The 25,919-nt window shown below is 62.6% G+C and carries 28 protein-coding genes; 13 read left to right on the forward strand and 15 right to left on the reverse strand.

Annotated features, from left to right (window positions below; all coding sequences use genetic code 11):
- Positions 1–141 precede the first annotated feature (141 nt).
- Positions 142–1,488, forward strand: a complete 1,347-nt coding sequence (locus Q1K29_RS15400) for an MFS transporter (RefSeq protein WP_300395973.1) — start codon at positions 142–144, stop codon at positions 1,486–1,488.
- On the forward strand, positions 1,485–2,210 hold the full coding sequence (rph, locus tag Q1K29_RS15405) for a ribonuclease PH (protein ID WP_300395974.1): 726 nt from the start codon (positions 1,485–1,487) through the stop codon (positions 2,208–2,210). The genes Q1K29_RS15400 and rph overlap by 4 nt, the downstream gene beginning before the upstream one ends.
- Here the strand turns inward: rph and Q1K29_RS15410 are convergent.
- The 4 genes from Q1K29_RS15410 to Q1K29_RS15425 form a co-directional block, all read right to left on the reverse strand.
- The gene (locus tag Q1K29_RS15410; RefSeq protein WP_300395975.1) at positions 2,207–2,647 is read right to left on the reverse strand and encodes a group III truncated hemoglobin; all 441 of its coding nucleotides are present in this window, start codon (positions 2,645–2,647) and stop codon (positions 2,207–2,209) included. The genes rph and Q1K29_RS15410 overlap by 4 nt on opposite strands.
- A 64-nt stretch (positions 2,648–2,711) precedes the next feature.
- Positions 2,712–3,212 carry a CreA family protein gene (locus Q1K29_RS15415; protein ID WP_300395976.1) on the reverse strand — a complete coding sequence of 167 codons (501 nt, stop codon included), beginning with the start codon at positions 3,210–3,212 and terminating at the stop codon, positions 2,712–2,714.
- Between the two features lie 49 nt (positions 3,213–3,261).
- Positions 3,262–3,507, reverse strand: a complete 246-nt coding sequence (locus Q1K29_RS15420) for a helix-turn-helix transcriptional regulator (RefSeq protein ID WP_300395977.1) — start codon at positions 3,505–3,507, stop codon at positions 3,262–3,264.
- A 16-nt stretch (positions 3,508–3,523) separates the two neighbouring features.
- Complete coding sequence (locus Q1K29_RS15425) at positions 3,524–4,030, reverse strand: DUF2975 domain-containing protein (RefSeq protein ID WP_300395978.1); 507 nt, start codon at positions 4,028–4,030, stop codon at positions 3,524–3,526.
- Between the two features lie 139 nt (positions 4,031–4,169).
- Here Q1K29_RS15425 and rdgB point away from each other — a divergent pair, with 139 nt between their 5' ends.
- Both rdgB and hemW read left to right on the forward strand, forming a co-directional pair.
- Positions 4,170–4,772, forward strand: a complete 603-nt coding sequence (gene rdgB / locus Q1K29_RS15430) for an RdgB/HAM1 family non-canonical purine NTP pyrophosphatase (RefSeq protein WP_300395979.1) — start codon at positions 4,170–4,172, stop codon at positions 4,770–4,772.
- Positions 4,769–5,944 (forward strand): radical SAM family heme chaperone HemW, encoded by a 1,176-nt coding sequence (gene hemW / locus Q1K29_RS15435; protein ID WP_300395980.1) that lies wholly within the window; start codon positions 4,769–4,771, stop codon positions 5,942–5,944. Before rdgB ends, hemW begins: the two co-directional genes overlap by 4 nt.
- On the opposite strand, the gene Q1K29_RS15440 is transcribed toward hemW, so the two are convergent.
- The gene (locus Q1K29_RS15440; protein WP_300395981.1) at positions 5,945–6,751 is read right to left on the reverse strand and encodes an SDR family oxidoreductase; all 807 of its coding nucleotides are present in this window, start codon (positions 6,749–6,751) and stop codon (positions 5,945–5,947) included.
- Positions 6,748–7,821, reverse strand: coding sequence for a class I SAM-dependent methyltransferase (locus tag Q1K29_RS15445; RefSeq protein WP_300395982.1), 1,074 nt, complete (start codon positions 7,819–7,821; stop codon positions 6,748–6,750). Before Q1K29_RS15445 ends, Q1K29_RS15440 begins: the two co-directional genes overlap by 4 nt.
- 159 nt (positions 7,822–7,980) lie before the next feature.
- On the opposite strand from Q1K29_RS15445, the gene Q1K29_RS15450 reads away from it, so the two are divergent.
- The gene (locus tag Q1K29_RS15450; RefSeq protein WP_300395983.1) at positions 7,981–8,790 is read left to right on the forward strand and encodes a glycine zipper 2TM domain-containing protein; all 810 of its coding nucleotides are present in this window, start codon (positions 7,981–7,983) and stop codon (positions 8,788–8,790) included.
- 67 nt (positions 8,791–8,857) lie between these two features.
- Here Q1K29_RS15450 and Q1K29_RS15455 read toward each other — a convergent pair whose 3' ends face one another.
- From Q1K29_RS15455 to Q1K29_RS15465, 3 genes are read right to left on the reverse strand one after another with little or no spacing between them, the layout of a single operon-like run.
- A complete protein-coding gene (locus tag Q1K29_RS15455) occupies positions 8,858–10,426 on the reverse strand; it encodes an acetolactate synthase large subunit (protein ID WP_300395984.1) in 1,569 nt (522 codons plus the stop codon).
- Positions 10,427–10,465: 39 nt separating this feature from the next.
- Positions 10,466–12,331, reverse strand: a complete 1,866-nt coding sequence (locus tag Q1K29_RS15460; protein WP_300395985.1) for a feruloyl-CoA synthase — start codon at positions 12,329–12,331, stop codon at positions 10,466–10,468.
- Positions 12,328–13,113, reverse strand: coding sequence for an ion transporter (locus Q1K29_RS15465; protein WP_300395986.1), 786 nt, complete (start codon positions 13,111–13,113; stop codon positions 12,328–12,330). Before Q1K29_RS15465 ends, Q1K29_RS15460 begins: the two co-directional genes overlap by 4 nt.
- A 168-nt stretch (positions 13,114–13,281) precedes the next feature.
- On the opposite strand from Q1K29_RS15465, the gene Q1K29_RS15470 reads away from it, so the two are divergent.
- Entirely contained in the window at positions 13,282–14,964 is a 1,683-nt protein-coding gene (locus tag Q1K29_RS15470) for a S41 family peptidase (protein WP_300395987.1), read from the forward strand.
- Positions 14,961–15,320 (forward strand): hypothetical protein, encoded by a 360-nt coding sequence (locus tag Q1K29_RS15475; protein ID WP_300395988.1) that lies wholly within the window; start codon positions 14,961–14,963, stop codon positions 15,318–15,320. The genes Q1K29_RS15470 and Q1K29_RS15475 overlap by 4 nt, the downstream gene beginning before the upstream one ends.
- Positions 15,321–15,419: 99 nt before the next feature.
- Here the strand turns inward: Q1K29_RS15475 and Q1K29_RS15480 are convergent, their stop codons facing one another.
- The 5 genes from Q1K29_RS15480 to Q1K29_RS15500 form a co-directional block, all read right to left on the reverse strand.
- A complete protein-coding gene (locus Q1K29_RS15480) occupies positions 15,420–16,835 on the reverse strand; it encodes a M20/M25/M40 family metallo-hydrolase (RefSeq protein ID WP_300395989.1) in 1,416 nt (471 codons plus the stop codon).
- 98 nt (positions 16,836–16,933) lie between these two features.
- Positions 16,934–17,716: a DUF6090 family protein gene (locus Q1K29_RS15485; protein WP_300395990.1), complete on the reverse strand. Its 783-nt coding sequence runs from the start codon at positions 17,714–17,716 to the stop codon at positions 16,934–16,936.
- 76 nt (positions 17,717–17,792) lie between these two features.
- Positions 17,793–18,920 carry a hypothetical protein gene (locus Q1K29_RS15490; protein ID WP_300395991.1) on the reverse strand — a complete coding sequence of 376 codons (1,128 nt, stop codon included), beginning with the start codon at positions 18,918–18,920 and terminating at the stop codon, positions 17,793–17,795.
- A gap of 72 nt (positions 18,921–18,992) precedes the next feature.
- Complete coding sequence (locus Q1K29_RS15495) at positions 18,993–20,336, reverse strand: dihydroorotase (RefSeq protein ID WP_300395992.1); 1,344 nt, start codon at positions 20,334–20,336, stop codon at positions 18,993–18,995.
- 113 nt (positions 20,337–20,449) lie between these two features.
- Positions 20,450–20,902: a hypothetical protein gene (locus Q1K29_RS15500; protein ID WP_300395993.1), complete on the reverse strand. Its 453-nt coding sequence runs from the start codon at positions 20,900–20,902 to the stop codon at positions 20,450–20,452.
- A 191-nt stretch (positions 20,903–21,093) separates the two neighbouring features.
- On the opposite strand from Q1K29_RS15500, the gene Q1K29_RS15505 reads away from it, so the two are divergent.
- Both Q1K29_RS15505 and Q1K29_RS15510 read left to right on the forward strand, forming a co-directional pair.
- A complete protein-coding gene (locus Q1K29_RS15505) occupies positions 21,094–21,633 on the forward strand; it encodes a biotin transporter BioY (protein ID WP_300395994.1) in 540 nt (179 codons plus the stop codon).
- A gap of 130 nt (positions 21,634–21,763) precedes the next feature.
- On the forward strand, positions 21,764–22,582 hold the full coding sequence (locus Q1K29_RS15510; RefSeq protein ID WP_300395995.1) for a folate-binding protein: 819 nt from the start codon (positions 21,764–21,766) through the stop codon (positions 22,580–22,582).
- Here the strand turns inward: Q1K29_RS15510 and Q1K29_RS15515 are convergent.
- Positions 22,579–22,935 carry a DUF488 family protein gene (locus Q1K29_RS15515; RefSeq protein ID WP_300395996.1) on the reverse strand — a complete coding sequence of 119 codons (357 nt, stop codon included), beginning with the start codon at positions 22,933–22,935 and terminating at the stop codon, positions 22,579–22,581. The genes Q1K29_RS15510 and Q1K29_RS15515 overlap by 4 nt on opposite strands.
- Positions 22,936–22,999: 64 nt before the next feature.
- Here Q1K29_RS15515 and Q1K29_RS15520 point away from each other — a divergent pair, with 64 nt between their 5' ends.
- The 4 genes from Q1K29_RS15520 to Q1K29_RS15535 all read left to right on the forward strand — a co-directional run bounded on the left by Q1K29_RS15520 (position 23,000) and on the right by Q1K29_RS15535 (position 25,919).
- Positions 23,000–23,602, forward strand: coding sequence for a DNA-3-methyladenine glycosylase I (locus Q1K29_RS15520; RefSeq protein WP_300395997.1), 603 nt, complete (start codon positions 23,000–23,002; stop codon positions 23,600–23,602).
- Positions 23,599–23,814, forward strand: a complete 216-nt coding sequence (locus Q1K29_RS15525; protein WP_300395998.1) for a hypothetical protein — start codon at positions 23,599–23,601, stop codon at positions 23,812–23,814. The genes Q1K29_RS15520 and Q1K29_RS15525 overlap by 4 nt, the downstream gene beginning before the upstream one ends.
- 103 nt (positions 23,815–23,917) lie before the next feature.
- A complete protein-coding gene (locus tag Q1K29_RS15530; RefSeq protein WP_300395999.1) occupies positions 23,918–25,036 on the forward strand; it encodes a beta-ketoacyl-ACP synthase III in 1,119 nt (372 codons plus the stop codon).
- Positions 25,037–25,055: 19 nt separating this feature from the next.
- The gene (locus Q1K29_RS15535) at positions 25,056–25,919 is read left to right on the forward strand and encodes a pirin family protein (RefSeq protein WP_300396000.1); all 864 of its coding nucleotides are present in this window, start codon (positions 25,056–25,058) and stop codon (positions 25,917–25,919) included.

Below are 25,919 nucleotides of genomic sequence, written 5' to 3' on the forward strand. Positions count from 1 at the left end.
CCGTTGAATTTCCAGGAATTGCAATCACCAGTTTCAATTAGTCTTTTTCTCTTGGACGCAGATTACAAATCGGCTTCCATGCACGCCATGACAAGCGTGCCAGTAAAGTTGCCCTTGCGGCAAGTAATAGCATACGGTTCAGTGGGAATTCCCTTCGGCGCCGTCGGCCTTCCCATGGCGGTCTTCATCGCCCCATTCTACGCAGAACAGATGGGGCTGGGCACCGCAATGGTCGGCATCATTTTCATGATGCTGCGCTTCTGGGACCTGTTCTCCGACCCGGTCATGGGATGGCTTGTCGATACCAAGCCTTCGCGTCTCGGCAAGATCAAGCACTGGCTGTTGATGGCGGTCCCGATCCTGCTGCCGGCCGTCTGGTTTCTCTACAATCCTGTGGGACCACCTGTCTCGCCCGTCTTTCTCGCGGTCATCCTTTTCCTCTTCTATATCGGCACGACGATGATCGTGACGCCGCACCAGGCCTGGGCGCCATCCATCGCACTCAATTATGACGAGCGCTCGCGCCTGTTCATGTGGCGCGAACTCTTCACCATCTCGACCATGCTGGTGATGCTCGCCCTGCCCTCGATCCTCTCCCGGGCCGGCGATGTCAGCTTTGCCCAGCAGATCTCGATCATGGGCTGGTTCCTGATCATCGCCTTGCCCGTCACAGTCGGCGCCGCCGTCTGGCTCGTGCCGGACCCGAAGCCGGATGCCGATGCCCCGCGCGCCAGCTTCCACCCCAAGGCCATCCTCGAAGCCCTGAAACAGCAGACGCTATGGCGCCTGCTTGCGACGGAAATATTCATCGGGATCGCAATCGCAGGCACAGCCGGCACCTTCCTGTTTGCAGCCCAGTGGGGCTTCGGCGTCGGCCATGGCCTCGCCTCGCTCATCCTGATGGCCCACTTCATCGCCGGCTTTGCCGCGATGCCGGTCTGGGTGGCGATCTCCAAGCGCAGCGAGAAGTACATCGCCATGCGCTCGGTCTGCCTGTGGTCGGCGGTGACCTATGTTTCCTATATGCCGCTTGCGCTGATGGGCGGCGGGACCGTCTCGCTCTTCATTGCTGCCATCATTTCAGGCTTCGGCTATGGCTCACCCTTTATCCTGGTCCGCTCGATGATGGCTGATCTCGTCGAGGCGGAAGAAGCCCGCGGCGGCGGCAATCGCGCCGGGCTTTTCTATTCGCTGATGTCGGGCGCCTACAAGACGGGCGCGAGCTTCGCCATCGGCATTCCCTATATCCTGCTCGGCGTACTGGTCGGCTTCAATCCGGCGACCGACAACTCACCGGAAACCGTGCGCGGACTGATGGCGGTCTTCGTCGGCGTCCCTGTCGTCTCCTATGCATTGGCCGCGTTACTGATCTGGCGTTATCCCATCGACCGGGCGGAGCAGGCGAAAGCAGCTGCCGCCATCAATGCGGGTGGACAAGCCAACCTTGAATCGCTTCACCCCACGGTGAACAAAGGAGACGCCCCATGACCGACCTCGTGCGCCCATCCGGCCGCGCCGCTGACCAGCTTCGCAACATCGTGCTCGAAACCAATGTGACCCGCTATGCCGAGGGCTCCTGCCTGGCAAAGTTCGGCCATACCCATGTCCTGTGCACGGCCAGCTGGTCTGACAGTGTCCCGCCATGGCTGCGCGGTCAGGGCAAGGGCTGGGTGACCGGCGAGTACGGCATGCTGCCGCGTGCCACGCACACCCGCGGCAACCGCGAGGCCGCCCGCGGCAAGCAGTCCGGCCGCACGCAGGAAATCCAGCGCCTGATCGGCCGCAGCTTGCGCTCCGTGGTCGACCTCAAGGCGCTCGGTGAAAACCAGCTCACCATCGACTGTGACGTCATCCAGGCCGATGGCGGTACGCGCACAGCCTCCATCACGGGTGGCTTCGTCGCCATGGCGCTGGCGATCAAATACCTCCGCGAGGAAGGCATCATCTCGGGCAACCCGATCCAGAAGCAGGCGGCTGCCATCTCCGTGGGCCTCTTCCAGGACAAGCCCGTCCTCGACCTCGACTATCCGGAAGACTCCGGCGGCGAAGGCGACATGAATGTCGTGATGAGTTCAGACGGCGGCTTCATCGAAATCCAGGGCACCGGCGAAGAACGCCCGATGACCCGGCCCGAAGTTGAGGAAATGATGCGGCTCGCCGAAAAAGGCTGCACCGAGCTGTTCGAGCACCAGAAGAAGGCGATCGGTTAGGCGCGGGACTCCAGGCTCTCCAGACCGAACATCGCCAGCTGCAGGCTCTGCGCGATGCGCTCTGCCCGCTGCATGAAATAGGCGACGGTCTCCTCGCCCGGGGCAATGTCTTCAAGCGTCTTGTGAAACAGGCCGAGCCAGGTCTGGAAGTCATCGCGCGTGATGCCTTCGAGCTTCATGTGCGCAGGCACGGGCTTGCCGGAATAGCGCCCGGCATTCATCGCGACCGAGGCCCAGAAATCCTTCAGCTTGGCGAGATGCGCCGGCCAGTCATCGATCTCGCCATTGAAGATCGGCCCGAGCCGGGGATCGGCGCGCACGCGGGCATAGAAGGTCTCGACCAGCTCGGAAATAAAGGCATCGTCGATGCCAAGGCGCGCCGCATTTTCCTGAATGGCGAGGCGGCGCTCTTCAGCAGAGCGGACTTGATAGGTCATGCCGCCCGATCTGGAGAATAAGCCCTGAGGCGTCGATAAGTAGATATCCTGAGGCCGATAGCCGTTACTCCATTACCGGTTTCTCGCGTCCTTCCCATGTGACCTCAGCATCCCAGAGGGGGACGGTCGACAGGCTCATCTTGGCCGAGCCATCGACCGGTTTCCTCGAAAATGACACGTACATCAGCGCGTCCGAGGCAGGGTCATAGATGCGTCTCACGGCCAGCTGCTTGAAGACGAGCGAGCGGCCGCGATCCCAGACTTCCTCGCCCGACCGGTCCATATCGATGCGGCCGATTATCACCGGCCCCGTCACCATGCAGGAGATCGACGAGTTGGACGGGTCCTCGAACCAGTTGCCCTTGCCGATCCTGTCCCAGACGCCCCGGTCGAAATAGGCAATATGGCAGGTCACGCCCGGCACTTTCGGATCGACCAGCCGGTCGATCTTTATCTCGTTGCCGAGCCAGTCATTCTTGAATTCGCCGGCTTCACGGTCGCCTCCGCCACAGGAAGCAAGCACCAAAAGCGCGGTGAGGGCCCACAGGCCATTGCGGATTGTCATTCAGATGGAACTGCGCCGGAGGTTCGAGGTTCCGGCAACCAGACGCAATCTATGCCGCCGCTTCGTCATCCTCTGCGGCGCTGTCGCCGTCTTCCTCGTCGAAGATGAGGATATCGCCGGGCTGGCAATTGAGCTCGCGGCAGAGCGATTCAAGTGTTGAGAAACGGACCGCCTTGGCCTTGCCCGTCTTCAGGATCGACAGGTTTGCAAGCGTCACGCCCACCCGGTCCGAAAGCTCGGTGAGGGACATGCGGCGCTCCAGGAGAACGCGGTCGAGAGTCACACGAATGGCCATGTCTGTTATCGGCCTCCTAAATCGTCATCTTCTCTTCCTCGCGCAGCCGGGAGCCTTCCCGGAAAACTTGCGCAAGGACGAAAAGTGCCACCACCGCTGCCCATGCAGCGAGGTTGATACTGAGCCTGAGTGGCTGTTCGGTGCCGAGATCAATGAAGGCATTGAGCAGGATAACGGTCAGATAGCGCGTAAGCTCCACGAGCCCGATCGCAATGGCGATGCGCATGAGCCGCGGACCGTTCTGCGGCACGAAAGGATCACCTGTGGCCAGCGTCGACAGGATGCGGCGCAACTGCAGGCAGACATAGATGATACCGGGCGCAAAGACGGCGAGACTGGCGAGACCGGCGACGAAGTGTCCGGGCTTCACACCCTCCACATAGGCTTCCATGCCGGGCACACGCATGGTGCCACCATTCAGGCTGCCGATCAGGCCGACCCCCAGGAGAAGGAACGCAATGACGCCGGCAATGATGGCCAGCCAGATCACGACCAGCATCAGCATCGACAGAAACGCGGCCATGGAGTTTTGCTGCCTGATCGTCATATCTGTGTCTTCAACGCTTCGCTCATAAGAGGGCCCTTTTAGCCTCGAACCGGTAATTTACCGTTAAACGATAATACTATTCAGACAGAAAGCAAGATTGGAGCCACATACATTCATGACTCGCATACTTGGAAAAGGCCGACTCGTCGCTGCGACCCACAACAAGGGGAAAGTGAAAGAACTCAAGGACCTGTTCGAACCGGCAGGCCTGGAGGTCGTCTCCGCCATCGATCTCGATCTTCCGGAACCGGAGGAAACCGAGCTGACATTTGCAGGCAATGCCCTGATCAAGGCGCGCGCGGCGGCGAAGGCGACCGGTGAACCGGCCCTTTCCGACGATAGCGGGCTGGAGGTGACAGCGCTTGGCGGCATGCCGGGCGTCCACACTGCGATCTGGGCGGGCGAGCCGCGAGACTTCTACAAGGCGATGGAGAAGGTCGAGAGCCTGCTCCAGGACATCGACGCCACCGACCGCAGTGCCCGCTTCGTCTCGACCCTCGCCGTGGTCTGGCCGGACGGTCATGAGGAAGTGTTCGAGGGCACCGTCGAAGGCGACCTCGTCTGGCCGCCGCGCGGCGACAAGGGCTTCGGCTACGACCCGGTCTTCATCGCGAAAGGTGAGACGGAGACGTTCGGCGAGATGGACCCGAAGAAAAAGCACGCGATGAGCCACCGCGCCGATGCCTTCGCCAAGCTGAAGGCCGCCCTGCTATCATGAGTCCGGACCGCCCTGCCCCGCCTTTCGGGCCGGAGCACGGCTTCGGTCTCTATATCCACTGGCCGTACTGCACAAAGATCTGCCCCTATTGCGACTTCAACGTCTATGCCGCGAAGGACAGGGATAATGCGGCCCTGATAAAGGCGCTGGGTGATGACCTCACGCGTCACGCCCGGAGGCTCACCGGCCACCCGAAACTCGGCTCGGTCTATTTCGGCGGCGGTACGCCGTCCCTCATGGCCCCGTCAGACATCGCCGCCCTGATCGAACAGGCCGCAAACCTGTTCGGGCTGACGCCGGATGCGGAAATCACGCTGGAAGCCAATCCGAATGACGTCCTGACAGGCGACCTTGAGGGCTGGGCGGCGGCGGGTGTGACCCGGCTGTCGGTCGGGCTCCAGTCGCTCGATGACGAAGCGCTAGCCTTTCTTGGCCGTGACCATGATGCGGCCGGCGCGCGCAAGGCACAGGCGCTCGCCGCGCAATATTTCCCGAACCACACGATCGACATGATCTATGCCCGCCCCGGCCAGTCCCCGGATGAATGGGAGAAAGAGCTGTCGGACGCCCTCTCTCTCGGCGCACCGCACCTGTCGCTCTATGAGCTGACGATTGCCGAGCGCACCGCCTTCGGAAAGCGCGCCGAACGCGGTGAGCTGGTGCCGATGCCGGACGACGACCAGGCCGACCTCTATGAACTGACCCAGTCCGTCGCCGAGGCGCATGGCCTTCCCGCCTATGAGGTGTCCAACCATGCCCGTTCACCCGAGACGCAGTCGAAACACAACCTCACCTACTGGCGCGGCGGCGACTGGATCGGCCTCGGCCCCGGCGCGCATGGGCGGCTGAGCCTTGGCGGTGAGCGGATTGCCACACATGCCGCGCTCAGGCCCGCCGATTATATCAGCGGTATCAAGCCAATGGCCGGCCATGTTGAGGGTGAGCATCTGTCCCCGCTCGACACCGCACGCGAACTCCTCGCCCTCGGCCTGCGGCCCGGCGAAGGGTTTGATGTTGCGCGCATCGAGACGCTGACCGGGTCGCCCGTGCCGGAAGAAACGCTGGCGGTTTTCGAAAGTCAGGGGCTGATCCGGCGCGATGTCTCCCGCATCGACCTGACCATGGACGGCCGCCTGCTGGCAGACCGCATCGCCGCCGAACTTTCGCCGTGACTACTCCATCTTCCGGAACCGCTTGCCCTGACGCTTCATGATTTCGCGGCCCAGCGGCTCGGGCAGGATGCGCGTCAGCGTGGCCACACCCTTGTTCACAGCGCCCGGCACAACCACCGGCCGGCCGCGTGTGACGCCATCGATACCGGCTTCGACGACGGGCTTTGCGTCCATCCACATCCAGTCCGGTGACTCGTTCGCCATCTCGCGCGTACCGTTCACATCGTGGAACTCGGTATAGGTGAAACCGGGGCAGAGCGCGCTGCAGTGAATGTCATGGCCGGCCGCCTGCGCCTCGGCATGCACGCTTTCGGAGAACTTGATCATCCCTGCCTTCACGCTGGCATAGAGCGTATGGCCGCTGGAGCCCGGCGCATAGCCGGCGAGCGAGGCGACATTGATGATGCGCCCGAAATTCCGCTCCGCCATGCCCGGCAGGAGCTTGTGCACCAGTTCGATCGGCGCGGTGTACAGAACACGGATGAACTGTGCTTGCTCTTCCCAGCTCGTATTGAAGAAAGTCCCCGGAAGGCCATAGCCGGCATTGTTGACCAGCGCATCGGCATGGCGCCCGGACTCCTTCAGCTCGTAGAGAATTGTATCGATGCTGTCTGCGTGCGCGAGATCCTGCGCGATGACGAGGGTGGCGACCTTGTACTTTTCCTCAAGCTCACGCGCCAGCTTGTCGAGACGGTCGGCACGGCGTGCGGTCAGCGCGACGTCCCAGCCCTTGGCGGCATACTGGCGGGCGAACTCAGCGCCAAGCCCTGCGGAGGCGCCCGTGATGAGGGCCAGTCTATTGCTCATGCGTCTCCTGCCTTCCGCCAGACATTCACCTTGGTGAGGAAGGCGTTCACGCTCTTCTCCAGTGTGAAGCCGGCCTCTTCCATGGGCGGGGTGAAGTCCCAGCCGAGATAGGCCTTGTAATAGGGTTCGTGAAAGCCTTCGGGGAAATATTCGAGAATACCGTCGAGGCCGTCACTGTCGCCGAATTGCAGGCTGTCGGCGATGATGAACGCCCCGCCCGGCTTGAGCACACGGGCCGCCTCGCGCATCACTTCGCGGCGTGTCTTCTCCGGCAGCTCGTGGAAGAGGTAGACCGAGACGATGACATCCTGCGAGGCATCGTCCAGCGGCATGACTTCCGCCTGCCCCTCGATAATATCGACATGCGGCCACGGCGCGACGTGCTGGCGGGCCCGCTCGGCATAGTTTGGTGACAGGTCGAGACCGCGCGCATCGAGCCGCGGAAAGGTGCGCATCATTTCGCGCAGGAAGCGGCCAGTCCCGCATGCCATGTCGAGCAGCGCCACCTCGCGCTGGTCGCGGCCCTTCACTTCGCGGGCAATCTCGGCCAGCGCCTGCCGGCGCATTGCATCGGCCGCGCCGGTAAACAGCGCCTCGACCTGATGGTCATAGAGCTTCGCGCTGTCGTCAGAGAGCCAGCCATCGGTCTGATAGTGAAAGTTCTGGCGGTAATAGGCCGGATAGCGGTTGGAGCCGTCCAGCGTCTCGCGCAATTCCGTCCCGGCCCGCGCCATACGGCGCCGGTCGACCTCGGCCACATCCTTCAGGAAATATCCGGCCCGCTTCACCGCCTTGGGCAGGTCCATCAGCCGGACGTCTTCCGGCGCGGGATAGAGCCCGGCCTCGATATTCGCGCGGTCCGCCGCAAAGAGCCGGAACCAGGCGGCCCGCAGCTCCTTCGTATCAACCGGGTTGGATGGCTTGAAAGCCGGTTCGCCGGGCCGGTTGAAACCGGATGAGCGGCGCTTGGCGATGACGTATTGCGCGCCGTACCAGGCTGAACGCAGACCTTGCGCGGCCGTGTAGCGCGCGCGCCCGATCGTCTTTCCAGTGTCGTCGAGAACTCCCATGCCTTCTATATTGGCCGTTGAAGGCGCGGCGTCCAGTGGCACGGATAATGCTCTGAATTTAGGAAGTATTATCCTTCAGACTGCGTTCAGCTTGATATGCTAGTCTGCAGCCTGAAGACGAAGGACATCTGTGTCCTCGCCTCTGAAAGGAGTTCTTGCATGATCCGCATGGCTATTCTCGGTAGCGCCGCTGCGTTTGCGATGAGCCTTCCGGCTGCTGCCCAGACCTATGCCTATTCCGGTCAGGGCTATGATGGCTACGGCTATCAGGGCCAGGGCTACTACAATGGCAATTGCGAGCGTGAACGCCGCAACAACCAGACGGCCGGCACGGTCGTCGGCGCGATTGCAGGCGGCCTGATTGGCGCTGCGATTGCCGATGATGGCGACGACAAGTACCGCCGCCGCGGCCATCACCGCTATTCGCGGGGCTGGGACCGTGGCTATGGCTACGGCTATCGCGGCCGCAGGCACCATCGCGGCAATGATGATGGCGACAAGATCGCCGGCGCCCTGATCGGCGGTGTCGTTGGCGCCGTGGCCGGTAACGCGATTGCGGGCAGCAGCTCGAATGACTGCCAGACGCGCGTCTATTCCGGCCAGCAAACCAATCCGCGCTATGGAAACATGGGCGTACCTGCCCCGACGCGGCAGCCCTATGGCCAAGGTTGGCAGGATAATCGCAGCCAGCCCGTCACCTATGACAATGGCTACGACAATTATCAGGGCGGCTATGATGTCCGCGACGGTGAAGAGCTTTATGGCGGCACGTCATACAATTCCAATCCCGCCTGGAGCGATCCGGAATACGGCGCGACCGCGACCGGATACAATGCGGGCTATAGCGCCCCGCAGAATACCGGCGAATGCCGGACCGTCTATCGCGAGACCTATGTGAATGGCCGTCGCGCCAGCGAACCCGCCACCGCCTGTAATGTCGGCGGCGACCGGTGGGAGTTTGCAGACTAGTGTAGAGTCGGGAGCGTTTTCCCGGATCAGGGCCGCGATCATTCGCGGCCCTTTTTTCATGCCCGGATCACCCCGGCACGATCGCCGCGATCAGCCTGGGGCCTTTTTGCTTCATCGCGTCCTCGAAGGCCGCGTCGAATTCTTCCGCCGTTGTGACAGCCGTCGCGGGCACACCGACCGATTCCGAGAGGCTGACCCAGTCGATGTCCGGGCCGCCGATCTCCAGCATCTCCTTGGCCGTGGGCCCCGGATTGCCGGCGCCGGTGCGGGCGAGTTCGATGTTCAGGATACGATAGGTGTGATTGACGAACACGATGGTGGTCACATCGGTCTGCTCGCGCGCCATGCTCCACAAGGCCTGGTTTGTGTACATGCCCGCGCCATCGCCGGTCAGCGCGATCACCTTGCGGTCCGGGGCCGCCACAGCCGCACCAAGCGCCAGCGGCAGGCCCTGCCCGATGGCACCGCCCGTCAGCCCCATCCAGTCATGCGGCTCGGCCTTGATGGTCGACAGGAAGACCGGCAGCGAGTTGGACACGCCATCGTCAGAGACAATCGCGTTCTCCGGCATGTGACGCGCCACACTGGCGCCAACGGAGGCAGCATTGAGTTCGCCCGAGGGTGCGTTCGGTTTCTCCAGCGGCGCTGGGTCGGCCGCCTCTTTCGCCCCCATCGCATCGGCGAGCGCGGCCAGCGTCTTCGCGCTGTCGGTATCGGCGCCGCCAAGATCCATCGTCTCGCAGCCTTCCGGCACGAGCAGGCTCGGCTTGCCGGGATAGGCGAAGAAGGCCACCGGCAGGGAGGTGCCCGCCGTAAGCATCAGGTCGGAGCCGTCGAGGTCCTTCATCGCGCCTTCGGCGAAGTACTGCATCCGGTCGGGGAAGAACATCCCGGCACCGCGGCGCTGGCGTGCGAAGAAAGTATCGGTGATGATCCGTACCCCGGCCTTTTTCAGACGCGCGGCGGATTTGAGGCCTTCCTCCGTCAGCGCCGTGCCATTGATCAGGATGACCGGCTGCTTCGCCCGGCCAGTGGCTGCTGCCGCCGCCTCGATCTTCTCGGACGAGGTTTCACGCAGTGAGGGGCGTCTGGCCTCGCCGCCCTTCACGCCGCCTTCGGTCCAGGCGGAATCGGCTGGCAGGATCAGCGAGACAGGTCCCGGCTCCGGCCCGAAGCTGGCTGCCCAGGCTTCAGCGGCGAGCTTGCCGGTGGAGGCGACAGAGTCAGCCGATTTGATCCAGATCGAGTTCGGGCCGGCAAGGCCCATGATGTCGGAGTTCAGCGGCGCATCGTATTTGCGGTGGTCGACGGCATGGTCACCAATCACATTGATCATCGGCGTCTTCGCCCGCTTGGCATTGTGGATGTTCGCCCCGCCATTGAGGTAGCCGGCCCCGAGGTGCAGCAGTGTCATGGCCGGCTCGCCCGTGACCCGCGCATAGCCGTCGGCCGCGCCGGTGGCGACGCCCTCGAAAAGACAGAGCACGGAGTTTATCCGCGTCTCCCGGTCGAGCGCGGTCACAAGGTTCATCTCGGACGTGCCCGGATTGGCGAAACAGGCGGTGACGCCATGGTCGGCTAGGGTTGAGACAAGCGCGTCGGCGCCGGTAATCGACTTGGTTTCGCTGTCGGCCATGATTATTGCTCCCTATGCGGAGGGCTGTTGACGCCCGTCCTATTTGATCTCGATGATGTCTGCGTCATAAGGCTTGGTATAGAGCCGCTTTACCTCGCCTTCGCGAAGCGCCTGCACGCGGCCCTGATTGATGTAGCCCTTCTCGGTAATCTCCCCGGCGTCGGCCTTGGGCATGTCCTTTTGCAGCAGGATGCGCGAGACGCGCTTGGCGGCGTTCGGGTTTTCCTGATTGTAGCGGATGAGCCCGTCCTTGACCGCGCCGCGCACCGTCTCGTCGCCAGCCAGCTCTTCCAGACCGACATTCCGGCCCGTTTTGCGCCGGCACCAGGCTTCGTTGAGGAAGCCGAGCAGCGCGATTTCGTCCTGGTTCAGCCCGCACACCACGACATCCGACAGCGCGCCATCGACCGCCTCGACCGCCTTTACGCGCACTGTGCCCGCCGACACCCATGTCCCGTTGGCGAGCTTGAACTCTTCGGCAATCCGCCCATCAAAGGCGAGACCCTCATTGGGGTTGTCGGGGTTCTTGAACTTCACCGCATCGCCGAGTTTGTAGAAGCCTTCCTCGTCGAAGGCTTCCGCCGTCTTCTCCGGATTGCGGTAATAGCCCTGCGTGATCCCAGCGCCGCGCACCCGGCACTCCATCTTGTCGCCAACCGGGGCGAGCTTGAATTCGGTGCCCGGCAGGGGCAGGCCGATCAGGCCCATCGTATCGCTCGGCCAGTGGACATTTGAGATGGTGGGCGAGGTCTCGGTCGCGCCATAACCTGCGCTGAGGCTGATCCGCTCCCCCGTCACATCCACGGCGACGGTCTGGATCCGCTCATAGATGTCCTGCCCCATCGACGCGCCGCCATAGGCCATCACCATGATGCGCGAGAAGAACTTATCCGCGAGCGCCCGGTCATGCTCCAGCTCGGTCGCAATGGCCGACCAGGCAGCCGGAACTGTGGTGTGCTGGGTCGGGGCAACCTCGCGAAGATTGCGCAGCATTTCCGGCAGGCGGGCCGGCGTTGGCGCACCCCAGTCAATGTACAGGGTGCCGCCCCAGTCGGTCATCGAATGCAGGATGGAGTGGGCGCCATAAGTGTGGCTCCAGGGCAGGAAGCTCACCATCACCTGCGGCCCGTCCGACATCGCCTCCAGGCGCTCCACATCCCAGACCGAACGGATCATCTTCACCATGGAAGCGATATTGCCATGCGTGTTGATCACCGCCTTCGGCTCGCCCGTCGAACCGGAGGTCAGCATGTATTTGGCAACCGTCTCCTCGCTCAGCCGGTCATAGGCGAGGTCCACCGCGCTCGTGGGCGTCTTGGCAAACTCATCGATGGACTGACTGTTGACCCCCGTCGGCTTGTTCTTGCGGTAGAGCACCAGCCGGTCGCCGACCTCCATGCCGTCAAGGCCGCGCTGGTATTCTTCGCCATCCTCGACATAGAGGATCGCCGGCGTCGTGAGATTGTCGATATGATTGAGGCGCGCGAAATCCTGGCTGAGCGTCGCATAGGCGGGTGTCACCGGCACAACCGGGCTGCCTGCCCACATGGCGGCATACATGACCAGCGCATTCTCGATGGCATTGCGCGACAGGACCATGACCGGCCTGTCCTGGCCAGCGCCAGCATCGAGGAAGCCCTGTGCCAGCGACCGGATGCGCCTCAGCGCATCGCGATAGGTGACTGTCTGCCAGCCAGGCTTCGACGGCTGGTCGACATCGCGCTGGGCCAGCCAGACCTGATCGGGGCGTGCCGCGGCCCAGTAGACCAGCGGCGCCAGCATGTGGGGCGGATGGGGCCGCTTCGGCTGGCCGTTTCGCAACAGGATGCAGCCATCCTCGCGATGCTCGACCTCCAGCGTCTGCGGCAGGTAGGGAATTTCGCGGAACGGGATGTCTGATGTCATAGAACGCCTTCTGTCTTGATATGCATCATGGAGCCGCAGTGTTTGCAATGCACCGCGTCCCGGTCATGGCGCATCAGGCCGCAAGTCTCGCATTCGCACTCGACCTTGCTTTCCGGCTCGACGATGGCCCGCAGGAGCTGCAGGAATAATGAGAGGCCGAGCACCATGACAAGGATCGAGATGAAACGCCCGAGCTGGCCCTGCAGGATGACGTCGCCATAGCCGGTCGTCGTGAGGCTGGTCACGGTGAAGTAGAGCGCGTCGATATAGGTGTGCACATTGGAGCCCGGCCGGCCGACCTGCAGCGCATAGACCAGTGCCGCCGTGATAAAGACGAAGACCAGGAGGTTCGTCACCTTGTCGATGATGCGCTCATGGCGCTGGAAGAAGGGGGTGAGCACCTTGACCCGCCGGATGAAGGTGAAGGCCCGGATCGCCCGCACAGCCCGCAGCACACGCAGGAAGGCGAAGTTCGAGACGAGCAGCGGCGCGAACATGGTCACCACCACAACAAGATCCGCCCAGTTGATCCATTTGAGGAAAAAACGATGCCGGTGTTTCTCGATATAGAGACGTGCCGCCATGTCGAGCGCGATGACCGCGCCGATGACATAGTCGATCGTGTAATGGCCTCGCTCACGCGAATCGAAGGGCGCCCAGAGGAAATAGGCGATCGTCAGAAGGTCGAAGGTGAGCAGCGCCCAGCGGAACCAGAAGGATGTCCGCCCGGTGCCCTCATAGAGCCAGAAAAGCTGCCGGTTCAGACCGGTGCGGTCACTCATTCATCCTGTCTCCAGCGAGTTGCGGCATGCATCGCCGCATTCATCCACAATGGATAGACCGCCTTCTCCCCTGATTACAAATCTGATGCAGAAAGTGTTGATCCAGCTTGACCTCCTGACGCCGGGCGGCTGCTATGCCGCCAAGGTTGAAACATCAGGGTCCGGGTCATGTCACGCACATCCACGTCATTTTTCGCCATGCTGGCGACTGCAGGGTTTATTACGCTGAGCGCCTGTGGCGGTGGTGGCGGCGGAGGGGGCGGGTCTGCCGCGTCTCCACCCCCTCCGCCGCCACCACCGCCCCCGCCAACCGGCAGCACGGGTCCGACCTACACGCCGGGCGTCTACGAGGCCTCCAGCACCTTCGAAGACCAGTGCGAAAACCCGCGCTCCGGCGTCGACATCGAAGGCAATCCCTTTACCGACGAACAGGGCAGCCTGGTGGAAGAGCTTTTCTGGCTGCGCTCATGGACGAACGAGACCTATCTCTGGAATGACGAGGTGCCAGACCGCGACCCCTACGATTACAGCGACCGCATCACGTATTTCGGTCTGCTCAAGACCGATGAGGTCACCGCATCCGGCGCGCCGAAGGACGATTTCCATTTCAGCGAGCCGACCGAAGATTATCTCGCCTCGCGTAATTCCGCGCCGCAGGCCGGCTATGGGGCCAATTTCGCGATCTTTCAGAGCACCCCGCCGCGCGATGTCCGCGTTGTCTACACAGAACCCGGCTCACCTGCCGCCGAAGTGGTCTCCGGTCAGCAGAAGCTCATCCGCGGCAGCAAGGTCCTGACAGCGGACGGCGTCGACGTCATCACGTCCAGCAATGTCGATGCGCTGAATGCCGCTTTCTTCCCGGAAACCGCCGGGGAAACGCACCAGTTCGAGGTCCAGGATCCGGGCGAAAGCACCACCCGTACGATCTCGCTCACCTCTGCCGACATTGTCGAACAGCCGGTCCAGTCGACTAATGTCATCAGCACGCCCAGCGGCGATGTCGGCTACATCCACTTCACCACCTTCAGCCCCTTCTCCTCGGAAGAGCAGATCGTGAATGCCGTGCAGCAGATGGCCGATGCGAACGTGACCGACCTGGTGCTCGACCTGCGCTATAATGGCGGCGGCCTGCTCGCCGTGGCGAGCCAGCTTTCCTACATGATCGCGGGCAATGCGCGCACCAATGGCGCGACCTTCGAGCAGCTTTCCTTCAATAACGGTACGGCCTCGATCAATCCGGTGACGGGTGAGCGCAATGACCCGATCCCGTTCTACTCCACCGGCCTCGGTTTCAGCTTCACCAATGGCGCGGCCCTGCCCTCGCTCGATCTCGACACCGTCTACATCCTCTCGACCGGCAATACCTGTTCGGCAAGCGAGGCCGTCATCAACGGGTTGCGCGGGATCGATGTGAATGTCGTGCTGATCGGCAATATCACCTGCGGCAAGCCATATGGCTTCTACCCCACCGGCAATTGCGGACAGACCTATTACACGATCCAGTTCCAGGGCGTGAACAACAAGGGCTTCGGCGACTATGCCGACGGCTTCGTGCCGGCGAACTCATCGTTCAATTTCGGTGTGCAGACGCCGGGCTGTTCTGTGCCGGACGACTTTACCAACCAGCTTGGCGACCCGGCCGAGGGCCTGCTTTCCGCCGCGCTCCAGTATCGCGAGGACGGCACCTGCCCGAGCGTGACGGCCACATCGGAAGGCGCCGAGAAGGCTCCGTCGGTGTCCAGCGAGACACGCGAAGCCGATGGCCTCACCCTGACCCGCCCGGAGACGCCAATCTTCGAAAACAATCGTGACATGTCCATGCCGGGCGACTACAGAGGCCGGAGCCAATGATCGTCCGCATCACCTCCGTCGTCGCAGCCTGCCTGCTCACCTCTGCCTGCCAGACCGCATCCGGGCGCGCGCCCGCGCATCTGGAAACGGCTGACGAGGCAACGCTGTCGCGGGTGAAGGCGGTGCTGTCAAAAGCGGTCGGACGGGCGCAGATCAAGCTCGGCCCGGAAGACCTGACCGAAAGCTCCACCGTCAGCGTCCTGCCCCCGCCGCTCGGCGAGCACGAGACCCACTCGACAGCCATGCCGACCGTCTTCGATCTCGTGACCAATGGCGGCAACTGCTACCTCATCTCCCGCGAAAGCGGCCGCAGTTACCGGCTGGATGGCGTCGACTGCGCGGCCGTGGAGGGGTAACTCCCCCCAACAATAACCGCCTCCCCGCCGAAAGGGGGGTCCATGGCGGTTGAGACCTCACTCCCAGCCACCATGGACCCTGACTTCAAGTGCTGGACGTTAGGCGTCCTCGCCGGCCAGGTCCTTGATGATGACGTAGAAGTGGTCCAGCCCGTCATAGAAGCTGTCGACCAGCATGCGCTCATTCAGGCCGTGCGCGAACGTGTCGTTCGTCTTCGCCGCGAAGCCGCCAACGCCATAGGTGTCATAGCCGAGATTGCGGTAATGCATGCCATCGGTACCACCGGCTGACATGTGCGGGATGACCGGGACATCGACGCCGCGCTCGTCAAGCGCCGCCTTCACCGCACCCAGAACTTCGTCGCGCATCCCGGACTCCGGGCTCTCGACGAGATCGGAGATCAGCTCGAATTTCACCTCATCATTGCCGACCACCTCTTTCAGCGTGGCTTCGGTCGCTTCGATGCCGACACCCGGGAAGATGCGGCAATTGACCGTGGCGGTGGCCGATTGCGGCAGCGCGTTTTCGGCATGGCCGGCGCGCAGCATGGTCGCGATGCAGGTGGTACCGATCTGGCCGACCGTGGACGGGTCACCGCGCAGCGTCTCGATGGCATCCTCATCGGTCGGGTCCTCGGCGAAGGCGCGCATGGCCAGGCCCAGCTTGTCGAGGCGTTTGCGGCCGGAGGCCTCAAGCGAGGCGCGTGTCAGGTCATTGTAGCGGACCGGAAACTGGTGCGCCTGGATGTTCTTGAGCACATCAGCGAGCTCATAGATCGCATTGTCCGCACGCGGGCGCGACGAGTGGCCGCCCGGATTGGTGACGGTCAGCTCGAAGGTCGCATAGGTCTTTTCCGCGCCCTGAATGCCGTAATCGGTTGCCTCGCCATCCGGCCCGAGGGTCAGGCCGCCGGCGTCCGCGTTCAGCACGAAGGCCGGGTCGATAGTCTCGGCGACATAGTTTGCCTGCGCCCGGGTCGAGACCATGCCGGTCTCCTCATCGCCCGACAGCACCAGGACAAGGTCACGCGTCGGCTCGAAGCCTTCTTCCTTGAGGCGGATGAAGGCCGAGACGAGGCTGGTCACACCATACTTGTTGTCCGCCGTGCCGCGCCCGAAGAAATAACCGTCTTCCTCGGTCAGCGTGTACGGGTCGCGCACCCAGTCCTCGGCCAGCGCATCGACCACATCCATGTGCGCCAGGAAGACGATCGGCTTTTCGTCGCTCTCCTCCTCGGCGCGATACCAGACCATCAGGCCCTGCGTATGCTCGCCTGTCGCGTCATAGTCTGTGACCACCAGGTCATCATCGCTGAAGCCCGCGTCTTTCAGCTCACCGACCAGATAATCGACCACTTCCGGCACGCGCTCCTGCCCGCGGGCAGACCGGATCTCGACAACATTGCGATAGATTTCGCGGGCTTCCTGCTCGTAATCGCTGCGCTCCTGCGCGAAAGCGGTCGGTGCGGTAGCAATGAGAGCTGCTGAAAGCAGCAATGAAGGTCTGAAGGCCATGAATTTTCTCCCGTTTTCCGGCGTAAGGCGTGCACTCTGAGGCCGACCTTAATGCGCCCGCCAAGAATGTCAGGTGTGAAATTTTGGCCGGCGCCAGATCAGGTCCCCCGCCCGGCAATGGCCCGTAGCTTGTCCACCATCGGCGCGTTGACCGTTTCAAGGTCGGTGATCGCCGTCTCGACATCGGCAAAGCGTATCTGCAGCGCCTCGACGAGGTCCGGGTCGGCGCGCAACAGGCCGGCGGCCCGCTCGATCTCGCCCGGCGGCAGGTCCAGTGAACAGGGATAGGCGAGCGAATCGACAATCGCCTCATAGTCACCGCTGGCCACGAACCGGTCGCCGCACTGTCGCAGCACAGCTGCCTGGACAGCCGCAGGGGCCCTGCGGCGGAAAATCGTCCTCACCGGCGCGGCGCGTCCTTCTTCCGCGATCACATCGAGCAGGTCCGTGTTGAACAGGCTGATGGCCGTAGTGCGCAGCGTTTCATCCCTGATCAGACCGATCTCACCCGTCGAGAGCAGCTCGTCATAGGTCGCCCGGCCGCGGTCGTGATACTTGTACTGCGTCGCACGATAGACACTGACCAGAAATTGCTCGTCCGATAAAGGCGCTTCCCCGGAAAGGGAATCCAGTGCCGCGCGTGCACTCCGGCGGACATCCTTGTTGTATTCCAGGAGGTACTCATAGGCCCACGCCTCATAGCGCAGATCCTCGGTCAGCCGCTCACTGAACACCGACGCGCGCTCGCGCGTCTCGCGATCCTCATTCCAGTTGCCCAGCTGGATACCGATGAACACACCCAGCACCACAATCACGAAATCGATCGCAATGGCAGTCCAGTTCTGCGCTTTGACGTGCTCCGTGACGCTGCGCAGGATCAACGCTTGCTCCTACTGACGTGCGTCTGGTCACCGACAAGCTGCGCCTGGCGCGCGTCTCGAAGCCACACACCCGGCATCAAGAAGGGTCGCCATCCAGGATAGAATTGACGACGTTGATATAGGACTCGTCCGACATCGGGATCTCCCTGACAACGAAATATGCGCTGCAATCGGCGCCGCCTTGGCGATGGTCGGACTTGAAGTGGTAAGGAATCCCGCGCTCGACCCTTGGCTGCAGCATCGCGATTTCGGACGCAACCATATCGGTGAAATCGAACCCGCCCATATAGTCGTTCTCGGTGCCGAACGCCGATTTCAGCGTCGAGGAAATCGCATTGTGCACGGGGGTTGGCGACGGCGAGGACCCGCCTTCCGGCTTCGCGACGTTCACGGTCCGGCCCGCATATCGGACATCTCTTCCGCGCCCGCCTGAGGCCAGCATCTGCCCATACATCACGGTGAGATCGATCGCATCGCCACCATCGTCGATCTCCCACATCATCACGCTCAGAGTGAACGGCTGAAGCGCCCCGACCGTGATGACATCGCGCTCCCCCGCCCGGAACGTACCCGCCGTGACGTTCTGGAACCCCTTGGGCGGGTCCGGTGATGTAGCCGTGGAGGAGAGGGCATCTGCAGCAACGAGGTGGATGGAGACCTCGTTCGGGGCGTCGAACACGCTGTCGTCCTGGACCCTGCGGCACCCGAACCCGGTATAAAAAACCCTGTACTCGATCGCATCTGCAAGCGCGTAGTCGAGCCATTGCATTTCTTCCTGCCAGTAGGCGTCTCCGGTCTGCTCGTAGGCCGTCCGGTAGTCCTGCATCGCGGCGTCGAACGCACCGAGCTGACTGCGGGCGAGGCCTCGATTGCCATACATCTCGCCGCCCGCGCCCGCCGCGATGGCGTCGCTATAAGCTCTCTCCGCCTCGCCCCAGTGCTCCTGCTTGTAATAGAGGTAGCCGAGATTTCCCTTCACGAATCCGTAGTCCGGATCGCCTGGTTCGATCGACTTTTCCGCCAGTTCGCAATGGCGCGCCTTGCGCAGCATGTCGGTCTCGTTGCCTTCACACTCTGCGAGCCACTGCTCGACCATTTGCGGCGTTGTGTTGAGATAGGCGTATTCGCTTGGCATCAGCGTGCCTTCGCAAGCGCCGAGCGTTGATACAGCAGCGGTTGCCAGCAGTGCAGTCGAGTATTTCATGTGCGTTCCCCTCACCTGAACGGGCGGGAACATATCACAGGTTTTGGGTTCCGGGAGAAAAAGCGCCCTCGATCAGACCGCTTCCGGCTCCAGCGTCTCATTGAACCGCACCGGCTTGCCGCCGCCCTTCTGGGTGATCTCGCCGTCGCGCATCACGAAATTACCGCGGATGATCGTTGCGACGGGCCAGCCGGTCGCTTCCATGCCGTCATAAGGAGTCCAGCCGCACTTGGCCTTCGCCCACTCATTCGTGATCGTTTCCTTGCGTTTCAGGTCCACGACCGTGAAGTCGGCATCATAGCCTTCCGCGATCCGGCCCTTGCTGGTGATGCCGAAGACACGTTGCGGCCCGGCGGAAGTCAGCTCGACGAAGCGGCGCAGCGTCAGCTTGCCATTGTTCACATGGGTCAGCATCACGGGCACAAAGGTCTGCACGCCCGGCATGCCGGAGGGCGAGGCCGGATAGGGCCGCAGCTTCTCTTCCTTTGTGTGCGGCGCATGGTCTGTCGCGAGCACATCGACAATCCCGGCATTGAGCGCGCGCCAGAGCGCATCCTGGTGGCGCTGTTCGCGCACAGGCGGGTTCTGCTGGGCAAAGCCTTTCAGCCGGTCATAGCAATCGGGCGCGGCCAGCGTCAGATGGTTGGGGAGCACTTCTACGGACGCCACATCCTTGGCATCGCGCAACAGCTCCATCTCTTCGGCGGTCGAGATGTGCAGCACATGGATGCGCTTGCCGGTCTTGCGGGCAAGGCGCAGCAGGCGCCGCGTCGAGCTGACGGCGGCTTCCACGTCGCGCACCTCGATATGGCTGTGCCAGTCGCCTTCGCGGGCAAGCTGACGGCGCTCCTCAAGGCGGTATTCGTCTTCGGAGTGAAAGGCGGCGCGGCGCTTGATCGCGCGCAGCACGGCCTCGACGCCTTCATCATCCTTCACCAGCAGGTCGCCGGTCGAGGCGCCCATGAAGACCTTCACTCCGCAGCAGCCCTGCATCTGCTCCATCTCGCCCAGCAGGTGCGTGTTCTCATGCGTCGCGCCCGCATAGAAGGCATGGTCGACATCCATCCGGCCCTTCGCGCGGGCCAGCTTGTCGGTCAGCATCTCCGGCGTGGTCGTGGACGGGTTGGTGTTCGGCATCTCGAACACCGCCGTCACGCCGCCGAGCGCGGCAGAGCGGGCCTCGGTCTCGAGGTCGGCCTTGTATTCCAGGCCCGGCTCACGGAAGTGGACCTGGCTGTCGATCACGCCCGGCAGGATGTGCAGGCCGGTTGCGTCATAGGTTTCGCCAGCCTGGGCTTCGTCAAACTTGCCAATGGCGACGATCTTCCCGCCGCGCACGGCAATATCGGTTTCGTCTTCTCCGCCCGGTGTGACCACCGTGCCGTTCTTGAGGATCAGGTCATAGGTCTCGGTCATGAGGTTTATATGCGCTTCATCGGGCCCTGAGTCATCCCGTGGGGTTCATTGCGGCTTCATCTCTTGCCAATTACCCCGCCTTCCCAGCGCAGGCTGGGCAGGCGGTCATGACCTTAAGTCGCTACCCGCTTCGAATACCGCTCGATCAGCTCGTCGATCTGCTTGCCGGTCTCGTCGAGGCTGTAGAAATAGCCCTTGTACATTTTCGGGTCCGGCGGGTTGATGCGGTAGCTCTGGATGTAGGGCACGCAGGCGTCCGGCCACCACAGGTCGACCGCCCGGTTGAACTCGGCATGCCGGTCCAGATGCTCGGCCCGCATCGCCTCGGCTTGCGCCAGCCAGGCGGCAGCATCGCAATCGGTCGTGACCCTGTCGCAGGCATCGAGCGCCAGGAAGCTCGCCTTCAGGCGCGGCCTCAAATCTTCGAGATAGGCCGAGGTGTCGCGGATGGCGTCCTTCAGGCGGTCGACATCGCTTTCGCAGGCGGCATGCGATTTCTGCGTCGTGTTGCAGCCGGATGGTATGGCAAGCAGCGCGATCGCTGCCAGGCTTGCGAGATGTCTCATCGTGTCTCCCGGCACTTGGCCCAAGGCAGCGCGAATCGTCGCCCGGCACACGCTTATAGTCCGGGGCGCGCCGTGTGATGGCAAGACCGGCTGTGGACGGCAGCATATCCTGCAGCCAGCCTCCCTTGACCCCGGGCCGCGACACCCGCAGACGAGGCGCCAGCATGATCCCGTAAAGACGGCCATTTCTCATGAAACAGACCATCTCGATGCACGAGCCCAGGACCCTTCTGCGCCCGGCCGCCCTTTTCCTGGGGGGCATCGCGGTGCTGACCGCGTCCTCCTGGGTGGCCGTACCCATGGTGCCCGTGCCGGTCACGATGCAGACGCTGGCTGTGCTGCTGGTTGGCGCCCTGGCCGGACCGCGCTTCGGGTTCGCCATGATCGTCTTCTGGCTCGGACTGGCTGCCCTTGGGGCACCGGTGCTCTCCGAAGGCAAGGCCGGGATCGCCGCCTTTGTCGGCCCGACCGCCGGATACCTGCTCGCCTTCCCGGTCGTCGGCTATCTGGCAGGGCTCGGCGTGAAAACCGTCATGACGGGCCATGTCTCCCGCTTCGCCGGCTTTCTCGCGCTGCACGGGCTGATCCTGCTTACCGGCTGGGCATGGCTGGCGACAATCATCGGCGCGCGGGAAGCCTTCGCAGCCGGCGTCGCGCCCTTCCTCATCGGCGCGCTGATCAAGAGCGGCCTCGGCGCCGCGATCATGGCCGCTTTCGACCGCGTGAAGTAGGTGTGCCGGGGGATATTTTCAGGCCCACAAAAATATGGGCTGGAACTGGGCTGAAACTGGAATGGTTCTGGACCCTCCAAAATCATGGACAGAGGGTGGCGTTTCCACGGAAAATCCCTAAATCCCCGGCATGGAAACCACCCTGCTCCCCAACCGCTCCATCCTCGTCCTTGACGGCCCCGATACCCTCGCCCTGCTCGAGCGGCTGGTCACCAACAACACCCATGACTGGGACATTGGCGAGGCCCGCTACGGCGCGCTGCTGACGCCGCAAGGCAAGGTCATTGCCGATTTCATTGCCCACCGCACCGAGGCGGGCGCCCTGCTCGACACCGCCACCAATGCGGTCGGTGACCTCTCGAAGCGGCTCAAGATGTTCCGCCTGCGCGCCAAGGTCGAGATCGATGTCGACGGCAAACTGGCCGCCGCCATTACAGAAGACGGCGCCCCCGATCCGCGCTCGCCGGAGCTGCCAAAGCGCGGCGTTGTGGAGATCGATAGCGCTCCGGAAATGAGCCAGGCCGACTGGGACAAGATCCGTATCCCCGCGGGCGTCGCCGAATGGGGGCAGGACTTCATCGGTGCGGAAGTGTTTCCGTGGGAAATCAATATGGACCGCCAGGGCGGCGTCGATCTCAAGAAGGGCTGCTTTGTCGGCCAGGAAGTCGTCTCGCGGATGCATCGCCGTGGGAAGCTCCGCAAGCGTAATGTTGTCATCGAAGGCGAAAATCTTGAGGCTGGACAGTCGGTTACGGCCAGTGGCTCACTCGGCGAGATAACGAGCGCCACAGCCACACACGCGCTTGCCCGGCTGCGCACCGACCGGCTTGCCAAGGCGATCGAGGACGGGGAAACCCTGTTGGTCGAAGACCAGCCCGTCCAGCTTGTCCGGACGGAGTGGCTGAAACAGGAAATCGACGCCAGCCTGAGCGATACGGGCGCAGACTAGGCCGTTTTCAGCAGATAGTCTCTCAGCGCAGTCGCATTGTTGCGCTCGGTCTGCTTGCTCGCGAAGAGTAGCGTAATCGTGCCTTTGGCAGCGGCTGTCTTCAACGTTTCGACGCCTTCGAGCGCCTCGTCACAGCGCAGCTCCGCCTCATAGGCGCGCACGAAATTCGCCCAGCCGAGATCGCCGTCATGGAATTTCTTGCGCAGCTCATCGCTTGGCGCGACCGACTTGATCCAGTCTTCAATCTTCGCGTCTTCCTTCGAGATGCCGCGCGGCCACAATCTGTCGACCAGATAGCGCGCACCATCCGATTGCCGGGCCTTGTCGTAAATGCGCCTGACCTGAATATCCATCTGCCCGACCTGGCATCTCCAATTGCATCTTGGCAAGCCGTCCGGCGCCTGACACTAAAGACAGATGGGTCTCAATCTCTCTTCCGACGAAACGCTCCACTGCCGCTGGGCACCGGCCGAAGACACCCTCTACCGCGCCTATCATGACGAGGAATGGGGCGTGCCGGAATACGATTCCCGGGCGCTCTGGGAGAAGCTGCAGCTCGACGGCATGCAGGCCGGCCTGTCATGGATCACGATCCTGCGGAAGCGGGACGCGATAAGGGAAGAATTCGACGGGTTCGTGCCAGAGCGCGTCGCCCGCTGGGATCAGGAGCGGGTCGAGAAAGCGCTGCAGAATCCGGGCATCATCCGCAGTCCGAAGAAGATCCAGGCCACGATCGGCAACGCCCAGGCCTATCTCGACATGATGGATGCGGGCGAGAATTTTTCCGACTGGCTGTGGAGCTTTACCAGCGGCGAGCCCATCGTGAACCAGCTTGATGACGTCTCGAACGTGCCGGCAAAGACGCCGCTCTCGGAAGACCTCTCAAAGGCGCTCAAGAAAAAGGGCTTCAAATTCTGCGGCCCTGTCATCGTTTATGCCTTCATGCAGGCGGTCGGCATGGTCAACGACCATGAGACGCGCTGCCCCCGGCACAAGGAAATACAGGAGCTTTATACATGAAATCAGTGACTTGCCTCGGCCTCGCGAGCCTCTTCCTGCTTGCCGCCTGCTCGACCATGGGCCGGCCCTATATCGATGACAGTGCGGCCTGCGACGACATTGTCGACGCGAAGGAACGCCTCGATTGCTATGAGCGCGCCGACCGCGCCGAGTCCGAATGGCGCAAGGAAAAGCGCGATGAAGACGAGTCGCGCACCAGCAAAGACGACTAGACGGGCGCAGTCCAAGGCTCGACGCCGCAGGCGGCTCAACCTAATCTCCATCAAAACAAGAAACTGACCCGGCTCCAGTCCGGGCAGCAGAGGACGCATCGCCATGACACCCGTCATTTCCGCGACAGGGCTGTGGACCCCGCCACACACCGTCACCAATGAAGAACTGGTCGAAAGCTTCAACGCCTGGGCCGACCGGTGGAACGCCGAGCACGAAGCCGATATCGCAGCCGGCAAGGTCGAGGCGAAGACGCATTCCTCAACCGAATTCATCGAGAAAGCTTCAGGGATCAAGTCGCGCTATGTGGTCGACAAGTCCGGCGTCGTGGACCCGGCCCTGATGCGCCCGGTCATTCCGGAGCGCACGAACGAGGACATTTCCATCCTGGCCGAGATCGCGATCAAGGCTGCCAACCAGGCACTGGAACGTGCGGGCCGCGACCCGAAAGACGTCGATGCCGTGATCTGCGCCGCGTCCAATATGCAGCGCGCCTATCCGGCCATGGCGATCGAAGTACAGGAAGCGCTCGGCATTGACGGCTTTTCCTTCGACATGAATGTCGCCTGCTCGTCAGCGACGTTCGGCATCCAGACGGCGGCGGACTTCGTGCGCGCCGGACATGCGAAGTCCGTACTCATGGTCAATCCGGAGATCACGTCCGGCCATCTCAACTGGACCGACCGCGACAGCCATTTCATCTTCGGCGATGTCGCAACCGCCGTGCTGGTCGAGGATATTTCCATTGCGCCGAAGGATCACTGGAAGATTCTGGGCACCCATCTGAAGACCAAATTCTCCAACAATATCAGGAACAATTTCGGCTTCCTGAACCGCGCCGACCCGTCTGGCGAAGGCCAGCCGGACAAGCTTTTCGTGCAGGAAGGCCGCAAGGTATTCAAGGAAGTCGTGCCGATGGTGTCGGCGATGATCCAGTCTGAACTCGGCCGCCTCGACATCAGGGCTGAAGACCTGCGCCGTCTCTGGCTTCACCAAGCCAATGCCAACATGAACCGGCTGATCTCGTCAAAAGTGCTTGGCCATGAGGCGAGCGACGATGAGAGCCCGACCGTTCTCGACGAATATGCCAATACCTCCTCGGCCGGCTCGATCATCGCCTTTCACAAGCATTCCGATGATTTCAAACCCGGCGAAAAGGGCCTGATCTGTTCATTCGGGGCCGGCTATTCCGCCGGCACCGTCTTTGTAGAAAAAGCCGCCTGAGCGCCCTACATCGAAGGGTATGACCGACAGAACCCTCAAGGCGAAACACGCCGCCTATCGTGACGATATCGCAGACCTCGTAACCCGCCGGCCAGTGCCCGGTCCGGGTGTCGATCAGGTCGACCCTTTCCTGTTCCTCAACCATCACGGGCCGCAGACCTATGCCCCCGGCAATAACGGCCTGCCCTTCGGACCGCACCCGCATCGCGGCTTCGAAACGGTGACCTTCATCCTCGAGGGCAGTCTCGCCCATATGGACACAGGCGGCCATGAGAGCGTCATCAACGCCGGTGGCGTTCAGTGGATGACCGCCGGCTCCGGCCTCATTCATGCGGAGCTGTCGCCACCCGAGTTCAAACGCGATGGCGGCGACATGGAGATCCTGCAGCTCTGGGTGAACCTGCCGTCAGAGCTGAAGATGACGACGCCGCGCTATACCGGCGTGCAGGCCGACCACATCCCGGCCATCGCGGCTGGCGAGGGCGCAATCCTGCACCTCGTCTCCGGCGAGTATGAGGGCAAGAGCGGGCCTGTGGCCTCTCTGACCGGTGTTTTCATGTCGATGATCTCGCTGCCAAAAGGCTCGAAACTCACCCTGCCCGCGCCGAAGGATCGTAGCGTTTTCTTCTATGTCGTGCGCGGCAATGTCTCTATCGGCGAAGAGAACGCCCAGGCCTTCGAGCTTGTCGAATTTGCCCATGATGGCGATGCTATCAGCGTCTCCTCCCGGGACGACGCCTTCCTGCTCTTCGGCCACGCCGATCCGATCGAAGAGCCGGTGGTCGCGCGCGGGCCGTTCGTGATGAACACGGAAGCCGAGATCCGGGACGCGATCGCCGACTATCAGGCCGGCAAGTTCAACCGCGCCCCGGAAAATGTCTGA

This window comes from Henriciella sp., assembly GCF_029937755.1.
Classification (GTDB): Bacteria; Pseudomonadota; Alphaproteobacteria; order Caulobacterales; family Hyphomonadaceae; genus Henriciella.

What these genes read in the sequence shown, in the direction of transcription:
- rph (WP_300395974.1), top strand. Translation starts at nt 1,485, where the DNA reads ATGACCGACCTCGTGCGCCCATCCGGCCGCGCCGCTGACCAGCTTCGC.
- Q1K29_RS15410 (WP_300395975.1), bottom strand. Translation starts at nt 2,647, where the DNA reads ATGACCTATCAAGTCCGCTCTGCTGAAGAGCGCCGCCTCGCCATTCAG.
- Q1K29_RS15415 (WP_300395976.1), bottom strand. Translation starts at nt 3,212, where the DNA reads ATGACAATCCGCAATGGCCTGTGGGCCCTCACCGCGCTTTTGGTGCTT.
- Q1K29_RS15420 (WP_300395977.1), bottom strand. Translation starts at nt 3,507, where the DNA reads ATGGCCATTCGTGTGACTCTCGACCGCGTTCTCCTGGAGCGCCGCATG.
- Q1K29_RS15425 (WP_300395978.1), bottom strand. Translation starts at nt 4,030, where the DNA reads ATGGCCGCGTTTCTGTCGATGCTGATGCTGGTCGTGATCTGGCTGGCC.
- rdgB (WP_300395979.1), top strand. Translation starts at nt 4,170, where the DNA reads ATGACTCGCATACTTGGAAAAGGCCGACTCGTCGCTGCGACCCACAAC.
- hemW (WP_300395980.1), top strand. Translation starts at nt 4,769, where the DNA reads ATGAGTCCGGACCGCCCTGCCCCGCCTTTCGGGCCGGAGCACGGCTTC.
- Q1K29_RS15440 (WP_300395981.1), bottom strand. Translation starts at nt 6,751, where the DNA reads ATGAGCAATAGACTGGCCCTCATCACGGGCGCCTCCGCAGGGCTTGGC.
- Q1K29_RS15445 (WP_300395982.1), bottom strand. Translation starts at nt 7,821, where the DNA reads ATGGGAGTTCTCGACGACACTGGAAAGACGATCGGGCGCGCGCGCTAC.
- Q1K29_RS15450 (WP_300395983.1), top strand. Translation starts at nt 7,981, where the DNA reads ATGATCCGCATGGCTATTCTCGGTAGCGCCGCTGCGTTTGCGATGAGC.
- Q1K29_RS15455 (WP_300395984.1), bottom strand. Translation starts at nt 10,426, where the DNA reads ATGGCCGACAGCGAAACCAAGTCGATTACCGGCGCCGACGCGCTTGTC.
- Q1K29_RS15460 (WP_300395985.1), bottom strand. Translation starts at nt 12,331, where the DNA reads ATGACATCAGACATCCCGTTCCGCGAAATTCCCTACCTGCCGCAGACG.
- Q1K29_RS15465 (WP_300395986.1), bottom strand. Translation starts at nt 13,113, where the DNA reads ATGAGTGACCGCACCGGTCTGAACCGGCAGCTTTTCTGGCTCTATGAG.
- Q1K29_RS15470 (WP_300395987.1), top strand. Translation starts at nt 13,282, where the DNA reads ATGTCACGCACATCCACGTCATTTTTCGCCATGCTGGCGACTGCAGGG.
- Q1K29_RS15475 (WP_300395988.1), top strand. Translation starts at nt 14,961, where the DNA reads ATGATCGTCCGCATCACCTCCGTCGTCGCAGCCTGCCTGCTCACCTCT.
- Q1K29_RS15480 (WP_300395989.1), bottom strand. Translation starts at nt 16,835, where the DNA reads ATGGCCTTCAGACCTTCATTGCTGCTTTCAGCAGCTCTCATTGCTACC.
- Q1K29_RS15490 (WP_300395991.1), bottom strand. Translation starts at nt 18,920, where the DNA reads ATGAAATACTCGACTGCACTGCTGGCAACCGCTGCTGTATCAACGCTC.
- Q1K29_RS15495 (WP_300395992.1), bottom strand. Translation starts at nt 20,336, where the DNA reads ATGACCGAGACCTATGACCTGATCCTCAAGAACGGCACGGTGGTCACA.
- Q1K29_RS15500 (WP_300395993.1), bottom strand. Translation starts at nt 20,902, where the DNA reads ATGAGACATCTCGCAAGCCTGGCAGCGATCGCGCTGCTTGCCATACCA.
- Q1K29_RS15505 (WP_300395994.1), top strand. Translation starts at nt 21,094, where the DNA reads ATGAAACAGACCATCTCGATGCACGAGCCCAGGACCCTTCTGCGCCCG.
- Q1K29_RS15510 (WP_300395995.1), top strand. Translation starts at nt 21,764, where the DNA reads ATGGAAACCACCCTGCTCCCCAACCGCTCCATCCTCGTCCTTGACGGC.
- Q1K29_RS15515 (WP_300395996.1), bottom strand. Translation starts at nt 22,935, where the DNA reads ATGGATATTCAGGTCAGGCGCATTTACGACAAGGCCCGGCAATCGGAT.
- Q1K29_RS15520 (WP_300395997.1), top strand. Translation starts at nt 23,000, where the DNA reads ATGGGTCTCAATCTCTCTTCCGACGAAACGCTCCACTGCCGCTGGGCA.
- Q1K29_RS15525 (WP_300395998.1), top strand. Translation starts at nt 23,599, where the DNA reads ATGAAATCAGTGACTTGCCTCGGCCTCGCGAGCCTCTTCCTGCTTGCC.
- Q1K29_RS15530 (WP_300395999.1), top strand. Translation starts at nt 23,918, where the DNA reads ATGACACCCGTCATTTCCGCGACAGGGCTGTGGACCCCGCCACACACC.
- Q1K29_RS15535 (WP_300396000.1), top strand. Translation starts at nt 25,056, where the DNA reads ATGACCGACAGAACCCTCAAGGCGAAACACGCCGCCTATCGTGACGAT.